Raw genomic sequence first — 20680 nt, forward strand, 5'->3', positions numbered from 1 at the left:
CTTACTTCGCCGCGCCGGCCGTCATCTTGAAGATGCCCTGCGCATTGCCGGCATCGAAGCGCAGGTCGGTGACCCAGGCGCGCGCCGCACGGTCGAACTCGCGCTTGCGCGTGATGAACTCGTAGAACGAGCCCGGCACCTTGCGCGTGACCGTGTCGCCGTTGGCGGTGCGGAACATGCGCTCGACCGTGTCCGCGCGATACGCCGTCTGGAACACGCGTCCGGAACGCGAGCGTTCGACTTCGGGCTTCATCGGACGGCCCTTGGCCTTTTCGTCGTCGGAGAGCTGAAACACGTCGGCGACGCGGTCGGTCGCGTGATTGAAGCCGTTGCCCTCGGTGGCGATCCACGCCATTTCCGCCGATTCCGCCAGCAGCACTTCATAGTCGGCCAGCATGGGCAGGTCGTGCTGACGCTCGAATGCGCCGACGATCACCGGCAGCAGCTGGTGCGCCGCGTCGATGGGCAGCGAGCCGTCGCGCTCCAGTTCCGACAGTTGCGCGACCGCCAGCGGCGTGAGCGGATCGCGCGATGCGCCCACCACGTTGGTCACGGCCTGCTGGAAGGTCTCCGAGAAACGCTCGGGGTGCAGTTCGCTCACGAAGAACTGCGCGATCTCGTCGGGCGCGTCTTCATGGGCATAGGAACGGCCGGTCATGCCGAGCTTGTCGAGCGGATAGCGCCCGTTCAGCCGGAAGCCGAGCGGCCGCAGAATGCGGGTGAACGCCGCTTCGCCCGGCGGCAGGCCGCCGTTCTGCGGCCAGCGCACCGTGCGCAGCGCGCCGTGATCGAAGTACACGGAGCCGCCTTTGGCGATGGTTTCATCGGTATAAGTACGGCCGTTCGGCGAACGCGCGAGCAGGCCTTCGAAGAGCGCCATGTTCATCGCCTGGGCGAGTTCGGCGCGCGTGACGGTGCCGGGTTCCCAGTCGTTCAGGATCGAGGGGGCATTCAGGGTCTTGAAGAGCAAGCCTGTCTTCTCGGAGCCGAGCAGACGCTCGAGCAGGCTTTCGATATTCGTATTTCGCATGGTCGCCTGGTATCGCGGTTGGACGTTGGCCGCGGGCCTTCACGCACGGTGGCGGAGCCGCAACGGCAAGGCCGCATTATTTTTAATCGTTGTGCCGCGCGTAAAGCGAGATTAAATTGTGACTTGATGAGTGTTTGGAATCACCATGCGCAAGTTCAAGATCCCCAACATGGGCGCGCTGCTCGCCTTCGAAGCCGCCGCGCGCCATGAAAGCTTCACGCACGCGGCCAAGGAACTGTTCCTCACGGAGAGCGCGATCTCCCGTCAGATCGCCACGCTCGAATCCAATCTCGGCGTGCGCCTGTTCGTGCGCGCCAAGCAACGCGTGGTGCTGACGCGCGCGGGCCGCATCTACGGCACGCAGGTGCGGCGTTCGCTCGAACAACTGGACCGCGACACGCTCTCCATCATCGCGCACGGCAGCGGCGGCGGTTATCTGGAGCTGGCCGTGCTGCCGACGTTCGCGTCGCAATGGCTGATTCCGCGCATCGGCGATTTCTACGCATGCACGCCGGACGTGCGCGTCAACATGGGCGTGCGCACGGATGCGTTTTCCTTTGCCGAGTCGCACTTCGAAGCCGCCATTCACTATGGCAAGCCCACCTGGCCCGGCACGACGGCGGACTATCTGTTCGGCGAGGAAGTGGTGCCGGTGTGCAAGGCGTCGCTGCTGGAGCGGCCCATCGGGCACGTGCACGAACTGCTCGCGTATCCGCTGCTGCACTCCACTACGCGGCCGGACGACTGGACCCGCTGGTTCGCGAGCCTCGGCGTGGAAGACGCGAGCACCATGCACGGCATGCGCTACGAGCTGCACACCATGGCGATCAGCGCCGCCGCAGCGGGGCTGGGCGTCGCGCTGGTGCCGAAGTTTTTGGTCAGCGGGCAGCTCGAACAGTTCGGGCTGATCGTGCCCTTCGAGGCGAGCATCAAGGCCGACTCCGCCTACTACCTCGTCTATCCGACCGAACTCAGCCATGGCAAGCCGCTGGAGAAGTTCCGCGAATGGCTGCTGAAGCAGGCCAGCGAATACACCGCCGACGACGACTGCAAGCCCGCAAGGTCTTGAGCATTTCGCATCATGTGGTGCTTTTATCTCGTTTGGCGAAGCGTCACGTCTGACCGATCATGAGCGCACGCTGGCGAGGCGCGTCCAATGCGTCGAATGCATCGATGAGGCGCGGCGAGCCGCCAGACCATCACTCTCGGGGCGCCGCGCGTACATTGCCTGTCCGCGCGGCGCCCGTTTTCGCACCTCGGGGACCCACATGGCAAACGACCAAAAGAAACCTTTCACCGCTTCGCGCCGCGACTTCATTCGACTCGGCGTAGCCGGCGCGGCCGGACTTGCGATGCCTGCCATCTGGACCTCGGCGAAAGCCGCTTCGAAGCGCCTCGTGGTGCGCGACTCGGGCGGCGTCTACACCGACATCTACACCCGCACGCTGTACAAGCCGTTCCAGCAGGCGACAGGCATCGAAGTCGTGGGCGTGGCCTCGGGCGCGGAACCGACCGCGCAGATCAAGAGCATCGTCGAGACGGGCGCGAAGACCTGGGACATGGCCGAGCTGAGCTTCCCGGCCGTGTATCTTCTGTCGCGCAAGGACAAGGTCTATCTGGAGCCGGTCAATCTCGACGGCAACGCCGCCGTCGCGAAGATTCCCGCGCAGTTCCGCGACCAGTATGCGATCGGCCACAACGTCTATACGACGGTGATGACCTATCGCTCGGACGCCTTCAAGGGCGGCAAGACGCCTGCTTCCTGGGCCGACCTGTGGGATGCCAAGGCGTTCCCGGGCCGCCGCGCGCTGCGCAAGTTCCCGTTCGACACCATCGAAGAAGCGCTGATGGCCGCCGGCACGCCGCCGAGCGGCGTCTATCCGTGCGATCTGGACAAGGCGTTCAAGAGCCTCGACCGCGTGAAGCCGAACATCGATATCTGGTGGACGACGGGCGCGCAATGCGAGCAGTTGCTCAAGTCGGGCGAAGTGGCGATGGCGTCGAGCTGGCTGGCGCGCGTGCTGCCCGCCATCGATGCAGGCGCGCCGCTCGCGATTGCCTGGGACGGCCACATCTACGGTCCGCAGGCGTTCGGCATCATGAAGGGCGGCGACAATGTCGATGCCTGCCGCCAGTTCGTCGCGTTCTGCGCGGACCCGAAGCGCCAGGCAGAAGTCGCGAGCGCGCTGGCTGTCGGGCCGACGCATCCGGACGCGTTCCAGTACATTGATGCGAAGCGCGCGAAGAACCTGCCGACCTTCCCGGACAATCTGAAGCGCGGCGTGCGTATCGACCCGTCGTACTGGCCGGCGCATCAGGATGTCGCGATCGAGCGCTTCAACGACTGGGTGCTGCGCTAACCCTCGTCGAACCATCACGATGCAATGAGTCTTTTCTATTCTTCAACGCAGGGCTTCGCCAACGTCGCCGATTACCGCGAGGCCGCGCGGCGGCGGCTGGCGAAGATTGCCTTCGACTATCTCGACGGCGGCGCCGAAGACGGCCATACGCTGGCGCGCAACCGCGCCGCGTTCGCCGATGTGCATTTCGCCCCGCGCGCGATGGTCGATGTCTCGCACGTCTCGCCGGCCGCGCAGTTGTTCGGCTACGCGTCCGCCGCGCCGATGGTCGTCGGGCCGACTGGACTGAACGGCTTGTTCTGGCCCAAGGCCGATGAAATGCTGGCCCGCGCCGCTGCCGCGCGCGGCGTGCCGTTCGCGCTGTCGAGCGCGTCCACGTCGCTGCTCGAAGACGTGCGCGCCGCCGCGCCGGACGGCGAGCTGTGGATGCAGTTGTACGTGCAGAAGGATCGCCGTATCGCCGAGAGCATCATGCGGCGCGCGTCGGAAGCGGGCTACACGACGCTGCTCGTCACGGTGGACACGCCCGTGCATGGCCGCCGCGATCACGACATCCACAACAACTACCGCCTGCCGCTGCCGATCACGCCGAAGCTGATCCTCGATCTGCTGCGGCATCCGCACTGGGCGTTGCAGATGGCGCGCCAGGGCACGCCGCAACTCGTCAACCTCGCGCGCAGTCTCGGCGAAGCGCCCGATTTGCAACGTCAGGCGGCCGCGCTGGCGCGCCAGATGGATCTGTCGCTGGCGTGGTCGGACATCGCGTGGCTGCGCAAGCACTGGAACGGGCCGCTGCTCGTCAAGGGCATCCTGACCGTCGATGACGCGCGTCTCGCGCAGCAGCACGGCGCGGACGGCATCGTGCTGTCGAATCATGGCGGCCGGCAGCTGGAAGGCGCGCATGCGCCGCTCGACGTGCTGCCCGCCGTGGCCGATGCGGTCGGCGATGCACTGCATGTCTATCTCGATTCGGGCGTGCGGCGCGGCGCCGACGTGGTCAAGGCCGTGGCGCTCGGCGCGCGCGGCGTGCTGCTCGGCCGTGCGCCGCTGTATGGACTCGCGGCACGCGGCGATGCGGGCGTCGCACATGTGCTGTCGCTGCTGTTCGATGAAATCGTGACGACCATGACGCTGCTCGGCAGCCCCGGCATCGACACGCTGCACGAGCGCATCTCGGGCGCGCGGCCCGGCACTGCGGCTGCGACCGGCAAACCCAACGTCACTGTCATACCCAAGCTGGTCCAATCATGAATCTGATCGAATCGCTGCTGCATATCGTGGGGCCGAAGGGCCTCGTGGACCTCGCCGACGCCGAACCGATGCTCACCGACTGGCGCGGCCGCTATCACGGGAAGGCGCGCGCCGTGGTCAAGCCCGCGGACACCGCGCAGGTCGCGCAGGTGATGCAACTGTGCGCGGAGCTTGGCGTGAGCGTGGTGCCGCAAGGCGGCAACACCGGCCTCGTGGGCGGCGCGACGCCGTCCGAAGCGGGCGACAGCATCATCATCAGCCTCGCGCGCATGAGCAAGATCCGCGAGATCGACACGCGCAACGACACGCTCACCGTCGAAGCCGGCTGCACGCTGCAACAGATCCAGGAAACGGCGGCGTCGGTGGACCGGCTGTTTCCGCTGTCGCTCGCGAGCGAAGGCTCGTGCCAGATCGGCGGCAATATCTCCACCAACGCAGGCGGCACCGCCGTGCTGCGCTACGGCAACATGCGCGCGCTGGTGCTCGGCCTCGAAGCGGTGCTGCCGGACGGCCGTGTCTGGGACGGTCTGCGCGGCCTGCGCAAGGACAACACCGGCTACGACATGAAGCAGATGTTCATCGGCGCGGAAGGCACGCTCGGCGTGGTGACCGCTGCCGTGCTCAAGCTGTTTCCGGCGCTGCGTTCGCATGCCACGGCATGGGTCGCGCTCGATTCCGCCGATGCCGCCATCGAACTCTTGTCGCGTTGCCGCGCCACTTGCGGCGACGCGCTGACTTCGTTCGAACTGATGTCGCGCAGCCAGCTCGATGTGGTCTATCAGGAAGTGCCCGACACGCGCGATCCGCTCGACGGCCAGTCGCCGTGGGTGCTGATGATCGAACTCGCCGATGCCGCGCACGACGCGCCGTTGCAGGCGATGCTCGAAGACGTGATCGGCGCGGCGCTCGAGGAAGGCATCGCGCTGGATGCCGCGCTGCCCGCGAGCGAAGCGCAGGCTGCGGCGTTGTGGCATATCCGGCATATCGTGTCCGAGGCCAACGTGCGCTTCGGCACGAGCGTCACGCACGATATTTCGCTGCCCATCTCGCAGATTCCCGCGTGCCTCGCGCAGACCGAAGTCAGGCTGAACGAAGCGGGACTGGTGGAAGGCGCGCGCTTTCTCTATGTCGGCCACGTGGGCGACGGCAACATCCACTCCATCGTGCTGTTCCCGCATGCGGTATGGGCGAAGGTCGAGGACCGCGACGCTCGTGTCGAAGCGATCGGCAAGATCGTCAATGACGCCGCCGTGGAGTTCGGCGGCAGCATCAGCGCGGAGCATGGCATCGGCCGCGCGCATCGCGATGAACTCTCGCACTACAAGAGCGCGGTCGAACTCGACATGATGCGCGCCATGAAGCGCGCGCTCGATCCGGATGGCCGGATGAATCCCGGCAAGCTGCTCTAGGCTTTCACAGGACTCTCACCGATGACACTCGAAGTCTCCGCCCTCAAGGGCATGTACCCCGCTTTCCCGACGCCGTTCACGGCCGATGGCGCAATCGATACGGAACGTCTGCATGCACTGGTCGATACGCTGATCGCAGATGGCGCGACCGGCCTTGTGCCGGTGGGCGGCACCGGCGAATATACGGCGCTCTCGCCGGCTGAACGCACGCTGGTCGTGCGCGCGACCGTGGAAGCCGCGCGTGGCCGCGTGCCGGTGGTCGCGGGCGTGGTGTCGCCGGGTTATGCGGAAGCGCTCGATGCGGGAAAGGCATTCGTCGATGCGGGCGCGGCGGCGTTGCTGCTGGTTACGCCGTTCTACGTCACGCCGAGCGATGCCGGCGTGCGCGCGTATTTCCAGCGCTATCGCGATGCGGCGGGCGTGCCGCTGCTGCTGTACGACATCCCGGCGCGCACGCGCTATGCAACGCCGCCCGCCACCATCGCCGCGATGGCGAAGGAAGACGGCACGATCATCGGCATGAAGGCGTGCAACACGGATCTCAATGCGTTCGCGCGAACGGTTGCGCTGGCGGGAAAGGACATGGCGATCCTCAGCGGCGACGACCTGCTGTATGTGCATCACGTGCTGCTGGGGGCGGTGGGCGGTATTTTGACGTCGGCGAGTTTGTTGCCGAAGGCGTGGGCGCGGATTCATGCGAGCGCCGCGAATGGCGATGCGGCGACTGCGCTGCGTGAACATGCAATGCTCGCGCCGATGCTCGATGCGATCTTCAGCGAAACCAATCCGGGGCCGGCGAAGAAGGCGTTTGAGTTGCTCGGAGATGGCTTGGGGCCGGTCAGGTTGCCGCTCGTGGAACCGGCGGCGGCGACGGTTGCGCGGATGAAGGAGGCGCTGGCGGGGTTGCCGAAGGGGTGGTTGCCGTAAGCGCATCAATCTGACACATTCCAAATAAAATGGGCCCGGTTCATCGAACTGGGCCCGTTGCTTCTACTGCTGGTGAAAGACGCGGCGCTCAAGCCGCCCGCTTCTCCCCCGCCCCCAGCGCCGGAAACTCCGCCACGAGTTCCGCGAACACCACATGCACGATCTCCACGCCCGCCGCCACTTCCCCGCGCGCCGCCAGACGCTCGAACATTTGATGCTTCAGGAAGAAGCGCCAGCCGATCGACACCGACTCCAGGTATCCGCACAGCACCGCATAGCGTTCGCGCGTCCACACGGCTTCATGCGCGCGACGGTTCGGACCGTAGTCGAAGAAACCATCGTCGAGCTTCCGCTCCGTGCCCATCTCGGCACGCAGCGCAGCGGTAGCCTGAACATCCAGCGCGCCATTCGCGATCACCACGCCATACAACTCTCGCGCTTGCTGTGCCGACACATGACCGCGCCGGACATCGCGCTCCACCGCTTCGGCCGCACGCAGCGTCGGCGCGCCGTAACCGCCGCCGCCATTGCCTTCGAGCCGGATCACATCGCCCGGCTCGCACGCAACCAGGTCGGTATTGCCGAGCACTTCCTCGCGCGCCGTGCCCGGGTTGCGCTTGAACACCGACGTGCGCCCCGCCATGCCGCCCTTGATGCCCCACGAACCAAACAGCGTGCGGTCGCGATTGCGCGCCGTGATCAGCGTGTTCGGTGCGAAGACCTTGAACTCCATCGCGATGGCCAGGCCGCCGCGATACTGCCCCGCCCCGCCGCTGTCGCCAACGAGACCGTATTCGAGAATACGGATCGGCACTTCGGCTTCGTTGATCTCCACCGGTGTATTGCGCAGGAACGCCATGTTCGCGCCTGACGCATCCGAGCCGTCGCCGGCCGATGCACCGCCCGCGCCGCCCATCACCGGACCCAGCGACGCCATGATGGTGCGGCCCGTCGTGTCGGTGGTCTTGACGTTGAGCAGACACACGCTCGACGCCGGACACGCCGGCATGCGCTCCGGCAGCGCCTGCGCGAACGCGCCGAACACCGCCGCCTGCACGACCACGCACGTCAGCGTACGCATGCCCACCGCAGCGGGCGGCACCGGATTCAGCACGCTGCCGAGCGGCATCTCGCAGGTCGCGATACGCAACATGCCCGCGTTGAGCAGGATGTCCGGGTTCAGCGAATACAGCACGTAATTGAGCGCCACCAGCAACAGTGCGTGACGCGGATGATTCCCGGTCGGCACGTTCATCGACGACGTCAGTTGCGGATCGCTGCCGGAAAAGTCGAAGCCGAGCAGGCCGTCATCGACGGTCAGCGTCAATGCGATGCGCATCGGCTTGCCGCCGACGGCGTCTTCATCGACGTAATCGGCGAAAAAGTACTTGCCGTCCGGAATCGTGCGGGCCACCGCGCGCGCCTGGCTCTCCGAGTAATCGAGCAACTGGCCGATGCCCGCCTTGAACGCCTCGACGCCAAAGCGCTCGACGATCTCGAGCACGCGCCGCTCGCCCGTCGTCAGACACGCGATCTGCGCCTTCAGGTCGCCGATGTTCTGATCCGGCGCTCGCACGTTGGCCATCATCCATGACAGCAGCGTCTCGTTGACCACGCCGCCGTCCACGACGCGCGTCGGCGGAAAGCGGATGCCTTCCTGATGAATCTCCGTCAGCGTGCGCGACAGCGATGCCGGCACCGCGCCGCCCATGTCGGTGTTATGAATGTGCCCCGACACGAAGCAGATGATCTCGCCTTCGTAGAAAACCGGCTTCCACATCACCACGTCCGGCGTGTGGGTGGCCACATAGCCGCTGTACGGATCGTTGGTCATGCACACGTCGCCGGGCTTGTAGTCCGTGAACGAACGGATCACCGGACCGTAATCCAGACCGACATACCACGTCGCGCCGAAGGTGCGCGGCGACGCGAAAGTCAGGCCGTCCACGCTCGCCAGGGCACACGAGAAGTCCTCGGTTTCCTTCACGAAGGTCGAGTGCGCGGTACGCACCAGCGTATAGGCCATGCTCTCGGCGGCCGCGACGCAGTAGTTCGCGAAGATCTGCAGTTCCGATTTATCGAATTTCATGATCGGTCTTCAATGTTGAGTTGCGCGATTCGTCAGAACCAGATTGCCGAACGGATCGACCGTGACCGAGAAGCCCGGCAGCACGCAGGTGGTTGCATCGTCCTGCGAGACCACCGCCGGGCCTTCGAACGCCTGGCCCGCGCGCAGGTCGGCACGGCGATACAACGGGATGCGGCGCGCTTCGTCGTCCATCCATACGTCGATTTCGCGCACCGGCACCGGCGCCGCATCGCTCGTCGCAATGCGTTCGAGCTCGGGCTTCGGCGTCGGCGACGAAATCACCAGCCGCAGCGCCACCAGCTGGATGCCCGCGTGATCGTCGCTGTGGCCGTACAGGCGGCGATGTTCGTGATGGAACGCTTCGCGCACTGCGGCGAGATCGCCGGACGCGATGGTGGCGGCATCGAGCGCCGTCTCGATCTCGAACGATTGCCCGCGATAGCGCATGTCCGCCGTCATGACGATCGACACGCCCTCTGAATGACCGATCTGCGCCGTCATCCAGTCGCGTGCCTGCTTCTCCAGTTCGCGGGCATCGTCCGCGAGGAGCGCGAGCGTCGCCTCGTTCAGCTCGTAGTAGGTCGTCTTGACGAAGTCGTTCTTGATGTCCGCGATCAACCCGCCCAACGCGCTCAGCACGCCCGGCGTGACCGGCACCGTGACATCCGGCATGTTCAGCGCGCGCGCCAGATAGCACGCGAGCATCGGACCAGCGCCGCCGAACGGCAGCAGCGTGAAGGTGCGCGGGTCGATGCCGAAGCGCGACACGAGCCGGCTCGTGCCCGCATACATGCTCGACGTGGACACGCGGATGATGGCTTCCGCCGTCTGCTCGACGCTCTTGCCGAGCCGCTCGGCGAGCGTGCCGATTGCGCGGCGAGCAGCCTCGCGGTCCAGCGACACCGAGTTGTAGCCGAGGTCCGATTGCCCGAGCACGCCCATCACGGCGAAGGCGTCGGTGATGGTGGGCTGTTCGCCGCCGCGTCCGTAGCAGACCGGACCCGGATTCGAACCCGCGCTGTGCGGGCCGACCTTCAACACGCCGAAGTCGTCCACCCACGCAATGGATCCGCCGCCGTCACCGATCGACGACACCGACACCGACGGAATATGAATCTGAAATTCGCCGATGTATTCGCCGGTCGCGTACTGCGGCTTGCCATCGACGATCAGCGCGACGTCCGCCGTCGTGCCGCCGATATCGAGGCTCATGCAGTTGCGAATGCCGCACTGGTTCGCGATATACGCCGCGCCGATCACGCCCGACGCCGTGCCCGACAGGATCATCTGCGCGCAGTTGCTCTTGCCGTTCTCGGCGCTCATCACGCCGCCGTTCGACTTGGTCACCTTCAGTTCGGCGGGCACGCCAGCTTCAGCAAGCGCAGCCTGCAGGCGCGTCAGATAGTCCGCCACCTTCGGCTGCACATAGCCGCTGATGATCGCGGTGGACGTGCGCTCGTATTCGCGGATGATCGGCCACACTTCATGCGAGCACGACACGAACAGCTCCGGATAGTGCTTCGCGATCAGCGCCTTGACGTCCTTCTCATGCTGCGGATTGCGATACGAATGCAGCAGCGACACCACGACGCCTTCGCAATCCGAGCGGCGGATGCCTTCGATCGCGGCGAGCACGCTGGCTTCGTCGACCGGCGCTTCCTCGCTGCCGTCCGCCGCAAGCCGGCCTTTCACGCCGAACACGCGGTCGCGCGGAATCAGCGGATCCGGCCGGCGCGACAGCAGGTGATACATGTCGGGGATCTTCAGGCGCGCGATGTCCAGCACGTCCTCGAACTTTTCCGTGGTGATGAGGGCGAGACGCAGGCCGCGCCGCTGCACCACCGCGTTCACGCCGACCGTCGTGCCGTGCGTGAAGTACGCGACATCGCGCGCCTCGATGCCATAGCGCTCGATCAACCCCGCCATGCCCGCCAGCACTTCGCTGCCGGGACTGTCGGGGCGCGAGAACACCTTCAGCGTGCGGATACTGCGCGTGTCGTCGTCCAGCACCGCGAAATCGGTGAAGGAACCGCCGATATCGACTCCAATTCTCAGGCTCATGAACTCAATCCTCTGTTGCGGTCAGCGACCGATCTGCTTGTTCCACATCTCGACCCATTGCGGCGTCTTCTGCGAGATCACGTCGAACGGCAGCCACATCGAGTCGTTGTCCTGCGGCACGCGCGGCGCCACCTTCTCCGAGTACTTGGCGTTCTTGTTCGACGCCGAGTACTGGATCAGGTTGGCGAAGCAGCTCTGCCCTTCCGCCGATGCCACCACGTTCATGAACTGGAAGCCGAGCGGCGAGCCGTTCTTGACCTTCTGCACCATGGTCGGGAACGCCACGGCGCCTGGCTTCGGATTCAGATAGCCGATGTCCGGATTGCTCGCGTCATGCTCGGCCCAGGCGCGGCCGTCGAAGTACATGGCCATGTCGATATCGCCCGACTTGAGCGCCACCAGCGGCGAATTCGGTTCGCTGTAGAAGGTCACGTTGCCGCTCTTCTGCATCTTCTTGATCTCGTCGAGACCCGGCTGCACGTTGTCGAGACTGCCGCCGTACACCATCGCGAACAAGCCGATCAAGCCCTGCGCCGTGCCCACGTAGGCGATGCCGGGCAGCGCGGCGTGCCACTTGCCGGCGTTGGTGCCATCGACGAATTCCTTCCACGTCTTCGGCGGATTCGGCACCGCCTTCTTGCTGTACATCAGGCCGAAGTCGCCGAACGCGATCGGAAAGCCATAGCCCTTGCCGTACGCGAGCATGTTCGGCTTGATGTCCTTCAGGTTCGGCACGTTCTTTTCGTCGATCGGCTCCACCAGCCCTTTCTGGCGCGCGATCTCGCCGCTGTCCACGAGGCCGATCATCACGTCGATGGGCGGATGTGCCGTGTTCGCCGCGATCTGGTTGATCCACTGCATCGGGCTGCCGAGAATCACGTCGACCGACTTGCCGGTCTGCTTCTCGAAGGGCTGCACGAAGCACTTGCGATAAGCCTGTTCCCATGCACCGCCATACGCGGTAACGGTCAGGTCGGCGGCGTGCGCGGTCAGCGCGGCGGCGGAAAGCGAGATCGCCAGCCCAGTGGCGCGCACAGCATGTGAGACGTTCATTCAGGCTCCGTAGCAGGTGAGGTGGTGTGGCGCTGGCTTCATTGCGTCGTCAACGCGCGCAGGCCGTAGGTTTTTTCGACGATCAACAGCAGGACAATGGTGATCGCCATCTGCACCGTGCTGATCGCGGCGATGGCGGGATCGAACTGGTTTTGCAGGTAAGACAGCATCACGACAGGCAGCGTCGTGACGTTGGCCGTGCCGAAGAAATACGACACGCCGAGGTTGTCGAGCGACACGAGAATCGAGAACAACGCGCCCGCGAAGATGCCCGGGGCGATCAGCGGCAAGGTCACGTGGCGGAAGGTCTGCCAGCGGTCCGCGCCGAGCACCGAGGCCGCTTCCAGATAGGACGCATGCGTGTTCTTGTAGGTAGCGAGCGTGGTGCGCATCACGTAGGGCACTGAGACAACCGTATGCGCGATCAGCAGCGCCAGGAACGACACGCCAATGCCGATGTTCGACAGGAAGTACAGCAGCGACAGCCCGATCACCAGCGCGGGAATGGCGATGGGCGCGAGCAGGAAGGTGGTGAGCGCCGTCGCCACGCGGCCGCTGCTGCGGCCCACGCCGATCGCCGCGGGCACGGCGATCAGGATCGCGATGAACGACGAGCTGAGCGCGAGGTAGAGGCTCGTCAACAGCGAATCGACGAACGGGCGGTATTCCCACAAGCGGTGATACCAGCGCAGCGACAAGCCGCCGAGCGGCACGGCGAGCGATTCGTCCGGCGAGAACGACACCAGCACCACCACCACGATCGGCGCGATGAGCGCGATGAAGAACAGCGCAGTGAAGACCGCGAGCGAACCGGCGCCGGCGCGCGCGGCCATCCTGTCGAGGGTTCCGGCGCGCATCATCGTGCGTCTCCCTTGCGTCCGGCGACGCGCAACTGGACATACAGGCACGCAAGCACGATGACGAGCAGCAGGTTGCCCATCGCGCTGGCGAAGCCGAGATCCTGGGTGAGCGAGAACTGCTGGAAGATCAGCAGCGGCAATGTGACCACGCTGCCGTCGCCGAGCAGCAACTGCGTCACGAAGCTGCCGCTCGTGAGCATGAAGACCAGCACGCAGCCCGTGAGAATGCCTTCCATCGCGAGCGGCAAGGTGACGAGCAGGAACGTGCGCGCCGCGCCCGCGCCGAGAATGCGCGCCGACTCTTCGAGCCGCCGGTCCACGCCGCGCAGCACCGGCACGATGGAAAGCACCATGAACGGCACCATCACGTGCACGATGCCGATATACACGCCGAGCGGTCCGCCCAGCACGCGCAGCGGCCGTTCGATCAGATGCAGCCACATCAGCAGGTCATTGAACGGACCGTGCCGCGCGAACAGCACGCGCCAGCCGAACGTGCGCATGATGATCGACGTGAGCAGCGGCGCGATCAGCAGGAACAGCATCGGCATCGCGAGGCGTCCCGCGCGGCGCACCATGAAGTGCGCGATCGGATAGCCGAGCGCGAGACACAGCAGCGTCGCGATGAAGCTCACCTTGATGGTCTCGACGATCACGCCGCGGTAGTACGGATCGACGAACAGCTTCTCGTAGTTCGACCACGGACTCGTCTGCGACGGCGCAGCCTGCGCGTCGAGTCCGAGACTGCGCAGCGCGTTGCCGATCAGCGGAAACGCAAAGAACACGATCAGCAGCACGAGCGCGGGCGCGCACAGCAACGCGATGCGCAGCGCGGCCTCGCGGGCGCGCCGCTGTCCTTGCGGCGCGGCGGCGGATGCGGTGGCGGCGGGCGTGGACATCAGCGCGCTCCTTCGCTCGCCAGCGGCCCGGCCTGCGTGACCGGCGCGGCGCTTGCGTCCGGTGCTACGGCGGGCGCACCGTCCGGTTCGAGCACGACCACGTCGTGCGGGGCGAAGGACACCGTCACCGCCTGGCCGCGCGCATGGCCCGCGTGATCGGTGGAGAACGCTTGTTCGTAGGCGTAGATGCGCGGGCCGAGGCCCGGCACGTCGATCTCATAGGAATGTTGCGAGCCGCGAAACACGTGCTGCACGATCTCTCCGCGCAGGCGGATATGGCCTTCCTTGGGTGCATCGATGGCGATCTTCTCCGGCCGCAGCGCCACTTCCAGCGTGCCGGGCAAGTCGCCCTGCAACGCGCGCGGCACGTCCAGCGTCATCTCGACCGGAGCGTTGCCGGATTCAGGCAGCGTGGCCACGGTCATCGACTGCACGCTGCGCGCGCTGACGCGGCACGCGAACACGTTCGCCGTGCCCAGGAATTCCGCGACGAAACGGTTGCGCGGCCGGTCATACACTTCACGCGGCGCGCCGCTCTGCAGGATGCGCCCGTGACTCATGACGACGACGCGATCGCTCATCGTCATCGCTTCTTCCTGATCGTGCGTGACCATCACGCTCGTGATGCCGAGTTCCTGCTGCATGCGGCGGATCTCGAACTGCATGCCTTCGCGGAGGTTCTTGTCGAGCGCGCCGAGCGGTTCGTCGAGCAGCAACACCGAAGGATCGTTGACGATGGCACGCGCCAGCGCGACGCGCTGCTGCTGGCCGCCCGACAATTGGCTGATGCGGCGATCGCCATACTGCGGCAGGCGAATCAGATCGAGCATGCGCGTCACCTGCGCCGCGATCTGCGCCTTCTTCGCGCCCGCCATGCGCAGCCCGAAACCGATGTTCTCGCCCACCGTCATGTGCGGAAACAGGCTGTAGTTCTGGAACACCATGCCGAGACCGCGCTTGTTCGGCGGCAACGCGGAGACGTCGGCGCCGTCGATGCGCACGCTGCCCGTATCGGGAAACTCGAAGCCCGCGATCAGCCGCAGCGTGGTCGTCTTGCCGCACCCCGACGGCCCGAGCAGCGAAACCAGTTCGCCCGGTTCCACGGCGAGCGTCAGCGTGTCGAGTGCCTGAACGCCGCCGTAGCGCTTGCTGACGCCTTCGAGGACGAGGCTCTTCGAACCGGTTCTCGCGGCGCCTGCCGCCGGATGCGCCGTAGCGCGACTAGGGTGATTCATGCGAGCTCCCAGGTGCCTGATCGGGGTGATGCGATTCAAATAAGGGCGTTGCGCGGGATGTTGCGGTTCGGCTAGGCGGACAGCGCCTTCATCTCCTGATCGAGCGCGTGAATCAGCCGCTCGAGCTGGCGATTCAGCCATTCGGCTTCATGGCCGGCGAAGAACGTGTCGAGGAAGATGCCGCGCATCGACGAGAGCAGGAACGGCAGCAGTTCGGTCAGTGCGCGCTTCGTGTCGGCCCTGAGCGACGGGTTCGCCTCGACCACGCGGTACATGCGTTCGCGCGTGCGCGTGCGGTGCTCGATGAGCGCCTCATGCAGCGCCTGATCCGGCCGCAATCCGATGTTGATTTCCCAGACCGCCCAGTAGCGCCGGCTGCCGTACAGCGCCCACAGCGACGTAACGATGCCGCGCGCCGCGCCGTCGCCACGGCTCGCCGGATCGCGCAACTGGCGAAACAGCGCGAGCGCTTCTTCGGTGAGTTCGTCGAGCACCGCGAACAGCAGGCTCTCTTTGGTCGGAAAGTGGTGATGCAGCGCGCCGGTCGTCACGCCCGCATGCTCGGCAATGGCCGAGGTCGTCGCGCGCGCAAAGCCGAGATCACTCAGGATCGCGATCGCCGAGCGCACCAGCGCAGCCCGCGCGAGCGCGGTGCGGTCAGCCTGCGTGCGCCTTTTTGCGACGGTCGTCGTCATGGCCGGTCTCCGTTCTGGCGTCGTGCAGATACCATCTGCTCGGTATGTAAGTGGGGGTGGCTTCGCGCGAACGAGCGCGCGCATCCGGCGCCGGCGGGCCCTGGCGGGCTCCGGCGGCGTCGTGTTGAAAGTATTCTGGCGAGGAAAGAAACGCGTGTAGCGTGAGAAATAATCAAGACTTCATGCCGGAGGGGCATCAAGTCGGGATCATTGCTGCAGGAATCAGTGGTCGAGTGCTGCGACCAGTTCCGGCACGACCGTGAACAAATCGCCGACGAGACCGTAATCGGCCACGCTGAAGATCGGCGCTTCCGCGTCCTTGTTGATCGCGACGATCACCTTGCTGTCCTTCATGCCCGCCAAGTGTTGAATCGCGCCTGAAATGCCGACCGCCACGTACAGCTGCGGCGCCACGATCTTGCCCGTCTGACCCACCTGGAAGTCGTTAGGCACATAACCGGCATCGACTGCCGCACGCGATGCGCCCAGCGCCGCGCCCAGCTTGTCCGCCAGCGGTTCGAGCGTCTTCGTGTAGTTCTCGCCGCTGCCCAGACCTCGGCCGCCCGACACGATGATGTGCGCGCTCGTCAGTTCCGGACGGTCCAGCTTCGTCACTTCACGGCTCACGAACTGCGAGATGCCTGCATCGGCGGCGGCTTCGATCTTTTCGACCGCTGCGCTGCCGCCTTCGGCTGCAACCAGATCGAAGCCGGTTGCACGCACCGTGATGACCTTGATCGGATCGCTCGATTGAACTGTAGCGATGGCATTGCCCGCGTAGATCGGACGCTCGAAGGTGTCAGCGCTGTCGACGGCGGTGATGTCGCTGATTTGCGCGACATCCAGATGCGCGGCGATACGCGGCGCGATGTTCTTGCCGTAAGCCGTGGCCGGCGCCAGGATGTGCGAATAGTCCTTGGCAATCTGAAGCACCGTCGCGTCGACGTTTTCCGCGAGCCCGTCGGCGAGTTGGGGCGCATCAGCGAACAGCACCTTCGCTACGCCTGCGATCTTCGCTGCGGCATCGGCTGCGCCTTGCGCATTCGAACCCGCGACCAGCACATGCACGTCGCCGCCGATTTTAGTTGCAGCCGCAACCGTATTGAGCGTCGCTGCCTTGATCGACGCGTTGTCGTGTTCCGCAATTACCAGAATCGTCATGTTCAGATCACCTTCGCTTCGTTCTTCAGCTTCTCGACCAGCGTCGTTACGTCCGGCACCGTGATGCCGGCGCTGCGCTTCGGCGGCTCGACGACCTTCAGCGTCTTCAACCGCGGCGCGACATCGACGCCGAGTTCGGCAGGCGTCATCGTGCTCAACGGCTTCTTCTTCGCCTTCATGATGTTCGGCAGCGTGACGTAACGCGGCTCGTTCAGGCGCAGGTCCGTCGTGATGATTGCCGGCAGGTTCAGCGACAGCGTTTCCGCACCGCCGTCCACTTCGCGCGAGACCGTGGCCTTGCCGTCGGCGATCACGACCTTCGAGGCGAACGTCGCTTGCGGCAAGCGTGCCAATGCAGCGAGCATCTGGCCGGTCTGATTCGAATCGTCGTCGATAGCCTGTTTGCCGAGAATGACGAGCTCAGGCTTTTCCTGATCGACGAGTGCTTTCAGGATCTTCGCGACGGCGAGCGGCTGAAGCTCTTCCGCCGTCTCCACCAGCACCGCGCGATCCGCACCGATGGCAAGCGCCGTGCGCAAGGTTTCCTGACACTGCGTCACACCGCACGACACGGCGATCACTTCAGTCGCGACGCCCGCTTCCTTCAGACGCACTGCTTCCTCAACAGCGATTTCATCGAACGGGTTCATCGACATCTTCACGTTGGCGAGTTCGACGCCCGTGTTGTCCGATTTCACGCGGACCTTCACGTTGTAATCCACCACGCGCTTGACGGTTACGATAACTTTCATAAGCTTGAGATGAGAGTGAAATTATCTTTACTGCGCGCCCAGTTCGCGGGCCAGTTCATCCGAGCGCGCCTGTGCCGCACGCACGCCGCGCCCGATTGCTTCCTTGATGCCGGATTGTTCGAACGAGGCCAGCGCGGCCGCCGTCGTGCCGCCCTTCGACGTCACCCGCTCGCGCAACACCGCCGCCGTTTCATCCGACTGCCGCGCCAGCGCCGACGCACCGAAGAACGTCTCCAGCGCCAGCGTGCGCGCCTGCGCGGCATCGAGTCCGGCGCTCTCGCCCGCAGCGATCAATGATTCGATGAAATAGAACACGTAGGCCGGCCCGCTTCCCGACACGGCCGTGACCGCATCGAGCTGTGCTTCGTGCTCGACCCACAGCGTGGCGCCCACCGAACTCATGACGGCATTCGCCTGCTCGCGCATGTCGGGCGTCACGTCCGGCGCTGCGTGCAATCCCGTCATGCCCATGCCGATCAACGCGGGCGTGTTCGGCATCGACCGGACGATAGCCGCGTAGCCGCCGAGCCAGCGCGAGATATCCGCGATGCGCACGCCCGCCGCAACGCTGATGACGAGTTGCCGCTTCAGCAACGGGGCAAGCGCGGCGCACACCTTCTCCAGGATTTGCGGCTTCACGGCGAGCACGATTGCATCGACACCTTCCGCCGATGCAAGGCGCTCCGCCGTAGCGACACCCAGCTCTTGCGCGGCTGCTTGCCGCTTGCTTTCGTCGGGATCGATGGCCAGCAGGTCATGCGGCGCCGCGCCTCGTCGAATGAGTCCGCCCATCAGAGCCGAAGCGAGATTACCTGCGCCGATGAAGGCGATTTTCATATCGTTTTCCTGAGTTAAGCATCTTTGATTGAACTACAATCGAAGCCATCGGAATACAATCATTGGCCCCATGCCCAAGGCATCATCCACGTCTGCGCGCAGCACGCGCGAAGCATCCGGCGAGCGCTCTTCGCTGTTCGTCGGTTCCGCTGAAAAGACCTTCCGTGTGCTGCACGCCTTCGACGGTCCCAACCGGCAGATGACGCTTGCGGATCTCGCCAAGGCTTCGTCGCTGGACCGCAGCGCCGCGCAACGCATCGTTCATACCCTCGAGGCGCTCGGCTATCTGGCGCGCGTGCCCGAAACGCGCGACTACCGTCTCACGACCAAGGTCCTGCAGTTTTCGTATAACTACATCCGCGCCAACGAGCTGATCGATAAAGCCTCGCCTTATCTGCTCGACATCAGCCGTCATCTCGGCGAAACCACGAACCTGCACGAGATCGACGGCAACGAAATCGTGTTCGTCGCGCGCTTTCCGGGCCGCCATCTCTTCAACGTGGATATCGCCCTGGGCGCGCGTCTGCCCGCGCTCTATACGGCGTCCGGCATCGCCATTCTTTCGCGGCTTCCCGAGAAGCAACTGAAGGCCGTCATGTCGCGCACGCCGCTCGAACGCATGACGCCCTATACCGAAACCGATCAGAAGAAGCTGCTCGAACGCGTGCATCAGGCATCGCGCCGCGGCTATAGCGTCATCGAGAATGAAACCGTGCTGGGCGACATCGCCGTTGCCGCGCCGATCACCGATCATGACGGCACCGCTGTCGCCGCCGTCAATATCTCGGTGCCCACTACGCGCTGGACCATCGAGCGTGTTGAAGCGGAACTGGTCAAGCATGTGCAGGTTGCCGCGACCTCCATCTCGAAGTCGCGGCTGCCGATGTCGCGCCGCTGATCAGCGTCCTTCGAAGATCGCCAGCTGCTTCTTCAGCTCGGCGCGCAGGTTGCCCGACAGCGTGTCGTCGGCACGAATCAGCGGCGCGAGCATGTCCGGCGCATTCACGCCGATCAGGTCCATGACCGACTTCATCGGGCCCGGATTGGTTTCGGCGAACGCGAGGTTCATCAGCGGGATCAGCGAGCGATGCATCGCGAGCGCTTCCTGCGTCTTGCCTGCGCTGGCGAGTTCGAAGATACGGCGCCATGCCGTCGGCAACAACGACGCCGTCACGACGATACCGCCACGCGCCCCCGCCGCCACGTGCAGCGGGAACAAGGTGTCTTCACCGCTCAACACCGCGAAGGAATCATCGACGCCTGCCACTACGCGCAGGAAGTGATACATGTCGGTGTTGCACGCCTTCATGCCGATGATGCGCTCATGCTTCGACAACTCATGAATGACTTCGGGCGCAATTGCGATGCGCGTGCGGTACGGGATTTCGTACAGCAGGATGGGCACCGGGGATTCGTCGGCGTAGCGCAGGAAGTAATCGCGAATGCCGGCCTGCGTCGGGTTCGTGTAGTACGGCGTGAGCACGAGCAAGGCGTCGGCGCCAGCGGCGGCGAAGTCCTTCGCGGCCTTCATTGCATCGTGATATCCCGGATCGAGCACGCCGGCGATCACCGGAATGCGGCCCGCTGCTTCACGCGCGGTCAGTTCGACCATGCGCACGCGCTGCTCGCTCGACAGCGCGCCGTATTCGCCCGTGCCGCCCAGCGGCAGTACGCCGTCGATGCCCTGTTCGAGCAGATAGCGCAGCAACGCGCGGGTGGCATCGACGTTGATCGTGTCGTCCGGATTCACCGGCGTGGGAATCGCGGGCAGGATGCCATGCAAGGATTGAGACGTCAGCAACATACGGTTTTCTCTAAATTTGAATGGCTCAGGATGCCGTGCTTCGACGACGCAAGCGGTCGGCAATGGAAATCAGAATGGAGATGAACACGAACAGCAGCGTGGATACGGCGGCGATCACCGGCGAGATCTGCATCGTGGTCTCGTCCCAGAACTGCTTCGGCAGCGTCGTGCTCAGGCCGCCTGACGAGAACAGCGCGATGGTCAACTCATCGAACGAAGTCGCGAACGCGAACAGGAACGACGAGAGCATGCCTGCG

Annotated in this window: 19 protein-coding genes; 6 read left to right on the forward strand and 13 right to left on the reverse strand. The window is 65.0% G+C overall.

Annotated features, from left to right (window positions below; translation table 11 throughout):
* Position 1: 1 nt before the first annotated feature.
* Positions 2 to 1030 carry a DUF1338 domain-containing protein gene (locus tag QCE83_RS34800; protein ID WP_309821413.1) on the reverse strand — a complete coding sequence of 343 codons (1029 nt, stop codon included), beginning with the start codon at positions 1028 to 1030 and terminating at the stop codon, positions 2 to 4.
* Between the two features lie 145 nt (positions 1031 to 1175).
* On the opposite strand from QCE83_RS34800, the gene QCE83_RS34805 reads away from it, so the two are divergent.
* The 5 genes from QCE83_RS34805 to dapA (QCE83_RS34825) all read left to right on the forward strand — a co-directional run bounded on the left by QCE83_RS34805 (position 1176) and on the right by dapA (QCE83_RS34825) (position 6977).
* The gene (locus QCE83_RS34805; RefSeq protein ID WP_309821415.1) at positions 1176 to 2099 is read left to right on the forward strand and encodes a LysR family transcriptional regulator; all 924 of its coding nucleotides are present in this window, start codon (positions 1176 to 1178) and stop codon (positions 2097 to 2099) included.
* Between the two features lie 199 nt (positions 2100 to 2298).
* Positions 2299 to 3390, forward strand: a complete 1092-nt coding sequence (locus QCE83_RS34810) for an ABC transporter substrate-binding protein (protein ID WP_309821417.1) — start codon at positions 2299 to 2301, stop codon at positions 3388 to 3390.
* Between the two features lie 24 nt (positions 3391 to 3414).
* Positions 3415 to 4641 carry an alpha-hydroxy acid oxidase gene (locus tag QCE83_RS34815; RefSeq protein WP_309821419.1) on the forward strand — a complete coding sequence of 409 codons (1227 nt, stop codon included), beginning with the start codon at positions 3415 to 3417 and terminating at the stop codon, positions 4639 to 4641.
* A complete protein-coding gene (locus QCE83_RS34820) occupies positions 4638 to 6050 on the forward strand; it encodes an FAD-binding oxidoreductase (RefSeq protein ID WP_309821420.1) in 1413 nt (470 codons plus the stop codon). Before QCE83_RS34815 ends, QCE83_RS34820 begins: the two co-directional genes overlap by 4 nt.
* A gap of 21 nt (positions 6051 to 6071) precedes the next feature.
* Positions 6072 to 6977 carry a 4-hydroxy-tetrahydrodipicolinate synthase gene (dapA, locus tag QCE83_RS34825; RefSeq protein WP_309821422.1) on the forward strand — a complete coding sequence of 302 codons (906 nt, stop codon included), beginning with the start codon at positions 6072 to 6074 and terminating at the stop codon, positions 6975 to 6977.
* An 88-nt stretch (positions 6978 to 7065) separates the two neighbouring features.
* Here the strand turns inward: dapA (QCE83_RS34825) and QCE83_RS34830 are convergent, their stop codons facing one another.
* The 10 genes from QCE83_RS34830 to proC all read right to left on the reverse strand — a co-directional run bounded on the left by QCE83_RS34830 (position 7066) and on the right by proC (position 18619).
* Complete coding sequence (locus tag QCE83_RS34830; protein ID WP_309821424.1) at positions 7066 to 9066, reverse strand: hydantoinase B/oxoprolinase family protein; 2001 nt, start codon at positions 9064 to 9066, stop codon at positions 7066 to 7068.
* A gap of 9 nt (positions 9067 to 9075) precedes the next feature.
* Complete coding sequence (locus QCE83_RS34835; protein ID WP_309821425.1) at positions 9076 to 11127, reverse strand: hydantoinase/oxoprolinase family protein; 2052 nt, start codon at positions 11125 to 11127, stop codon at positions 9076 to 9078.
* Between the two features lie 21 nt (positions 11128 to 11148).
* Complete coding sequence (locus QCE83_RS34840) at positions 11149 to 12180, reverse strand: extracellular solute-binding protein (protein ID WP_309821426.1); 1032 nt, start codon at positions 12178 to 12180, stop codon at positions 11149 to 11151.
* 38 nt (positions 12181 to 12218) lie between these two features.
* Positions 12219 to 13040, reverse strand: a complete 822-nt coding sequence (locus QCE83_RS34845; protein WP_309821427.1) for an ABC transporter permease — start codon at positions 13038 to 13040, stop codon at positions 12219 to 12221.
* Positions 13037 to 13939, reverse strand: coding sequence for an ABC transporter permease (locus tag QCE83_RS34850; protein WP_309821429.1), 903 nt, complete (start codon positions 13937 to 13939; stop codon positions 13037 to 13039). The genes QCE83_RS34845 and QCE83_RS34850 overlap by 4 nt, the downstream gene beginning before the upstream one ends.
* Positions 13939 to 15174, reverse strand: a complete 1236-nt coding sequence (locus QCE83_RS34855) for an ABC transporter ATP-binding protein (RefSeq protein WP_309821430.1) — start codon at positions 15172 to 15174, stop codon at positions 13939 to 13941. The genes QCE83_RS34850 and QCE83_RS34855 overlap by 1 nt, the downstream gene beginning before the upstream one ends.
* 71 nt (positions 15175 to 15245) lie before the next feature.
* Positions 15246 to 15869, reverse strand: coding sequence for a TetR/AcrR family transcriptional regulator (locus tag QCE83_RS34860; protein ID WP_250510642.1), 624 nt, complete (start codon positions 15867 to 15869; stop codon positions 15246 to 15248).
* 222 nt (positions 15870 to 16091) lie between these two features.
* Entirely contained in the window at positions 16092 to 17030 is a 939-nt protein-coding gene (locus QCE83_RS34865; protein ID WP_309821431.1) for an FAD-binding protein, read from the reverse strand.
* A 2-nt stretch (positions 17031 to 17032) separates the two neighbouring features.
* A complete protein-coding gene (locus tag QCE83_RS34870; protein ID WP_309821432.1) occupies positions 17033 to 17782 on the reverse strand; it encodes an electron transfer flavoprotein subunit beta/FixA family protein in 750 nt (249 codons plus the stop codon).
* A gap of 27 nt (positions 17783 to 17809) precedes the next feature.
* Positions 17810 to 18619 carry a pyrroline-5-carboxylate reductase gene (gene proC, locus QCE83_RS34875; protein ID WP_309821434.1) on the reverse strand — a complete coding sequence of 270 codons (810 nt, stop codon included), beginning with the start codon at positions 18617 to 18619 and terminating at the stop codon, positions 17810 to 17812.
* A gap of 70 nt (positions 18620 to 18689) precedes the next feature.
* On the opposite strand from proC, the gene QCE83_RS34880 reads away from it, so the two are divergent.
* Positions 18690 to 19517, forward strand: coding sequence for an IclR family transcriptional regulator (locus QCE83_RS34880; protein WP_250510646.1), 828 nt, complete (start codon positions 18690 to 18692; stop codon positions 19515 to 19517).
* On the opposite strand, the gene dapA (QCE83_RS34885) is transcribed toward QCE83_RS34880, so the two are convergent.
* Complete coding sequence (dapA, locus tag QCE83_RS34885) at positions 19518 to 20423, reverse strand: 4-hydroxy-tetrahydrodipicolinate synthase (protein ID WP_404986241.1); 906 nt, start codon at positions 20421 to 20423, stop codon at positions 19518 to 19520.
* Between the two features lie 25 nt (positions 20424 to 20448).
* Positions 20449 to 20680: ABC transporter permease (locus QCE83_RS34890; protein ID WP_404986243.1), on the reverse strand; the 232-nt coding region annotated here is incomplete at its 5' end.

Origin of the sequence: Caballeronia sp. LZ034LL (assembly GCF_031451215.1) — a bacterium.
Taxonomy (GTDB): domain Bacteria; phylum Pseudomonadota; class Gammaproteobacteria; order Burkholderiales; family Burkholderiaceae; genus Caballeronia.

Coding starts and splice junctions, on each gene's coding strand:
- proC (WP_309821434.1), bottom strand. CDS start 18,619: ATGAAAATCGCCTTCATCGGCGCAGGTAATCTCGCTTCGGCTCTGATG.
- QCE83_RS34815 (WP_309821419.1), top strand. CDS start 3,415: ATGAGTCTTTTCTATTCTTCAACGCAGGGCTTCGCCAACGTCGCCGAT.
- QCE83_RS34830 (WP_309821424.1), bottom strand. CDS start 9,066: ATGAAATTCGATAAATCGGAACTGCAGATCTTCGCGAACTACTGCGTC.
- QCE83_RS34850 (WP_309821429.1), bottom strand. CDS start 13,939: ATGTCCACGCCCGCCGCCACCGCATCCGCCGCCGCGCCGCAAGGACAG.
- QCE83_RS34880 (WP_250510646.1), top strand. CDS start 18,690: ATGCCCAAGGCATCATCCACGTCTGCGCGCAGCACGCGCGAAGCATCC.
- QCE83_RS34865 (WP_309821431.1), bottom strand. CDS start 17,030: ATGACGATTCTGGTAATTGCGGAACACGACAACGCGTCGATCAAGGCA.
- QCE83_RS34805 (WP_309821415.1), top strand. CDS start 1,176: ATGCGCAAGTTCAAGATCCCCAACATGGGCGCGCTGCTCGCCTTCGAA.
- QCE83_RS34800 (WP_309821413.1), bottom strand. CDS start 1,030: ATGCGAAATACGAATATCGAAAGCCTGCTCGAGCGTCTGCTCGGCTCC.
- dapA (WP_309821422.1), top strand. CDS start 6,072: ATGACACTCGAAGTCTCCGCCCTCAAGGGCATGTACCCCGCTTTCCCG.
- QCE83_RS34840 (WP_309821426.1), bottom strand. CDS start 12,180: ATGAACGTCTCACATGCTGTGCGCGCCACTGGGCTGGCGATCTCGCTT.
- QCE83_RS34870 (WP_309821432.1), bottom strand. CDS start 17,782: ATGAAAGTTATCGTAACCGTCAAGCGCGTGGTGGATTACAACGTGAAG.
- QCE83_RS34810 (WP_309821417.1), top strand. CDS start 2,299: ATGGCAAACGACCAAAAGAAACCTTTCACCGCTTCGCGCCGCGACTTC.
- QCE83_RS34820 (WP_309821420.1), top strand. CDS start 4,638: ATGAATCTGATCGAATCGCTGCTGCATATCGTGGGGCCGAAGGGCCTC.
- QCE83_RS34835 (WP_309821425.1), bottom strand. CDS start 11,127: ATGAGCCTGAGAATTGGAGTCGATATCGGCGGTTCCTTCACCGATTTC.
- QCE83_RS34845 (WP_309821427.1), bottom strand. CDS start 13,040: ATGATGCGCGCCGGAACCCTCGACAGGATGGCCGCGCGCGCCGGCGCC.
- dapA (WP_404986241.1), bottom strand. CDS start 20,423: ATGTTGCTGACGTCTCAATCCTTGCATGGCATCCTGCCCGCGATTCCC.
- QCE83_RS34860 (WP_250510642.1), bottom strand. CDS start 15,869: ATGACGACGACCGTCGCAAAAAGGCGCACGCAGGCTGACCGCACCGCG.
- QCE83_RS34855 (WP_309821430.1), bottom strand. CDS start 15,174: ATGAATCACCCTAGTCGCGCTACGGCGCATCCGGCGGCAGGCGCCGCG.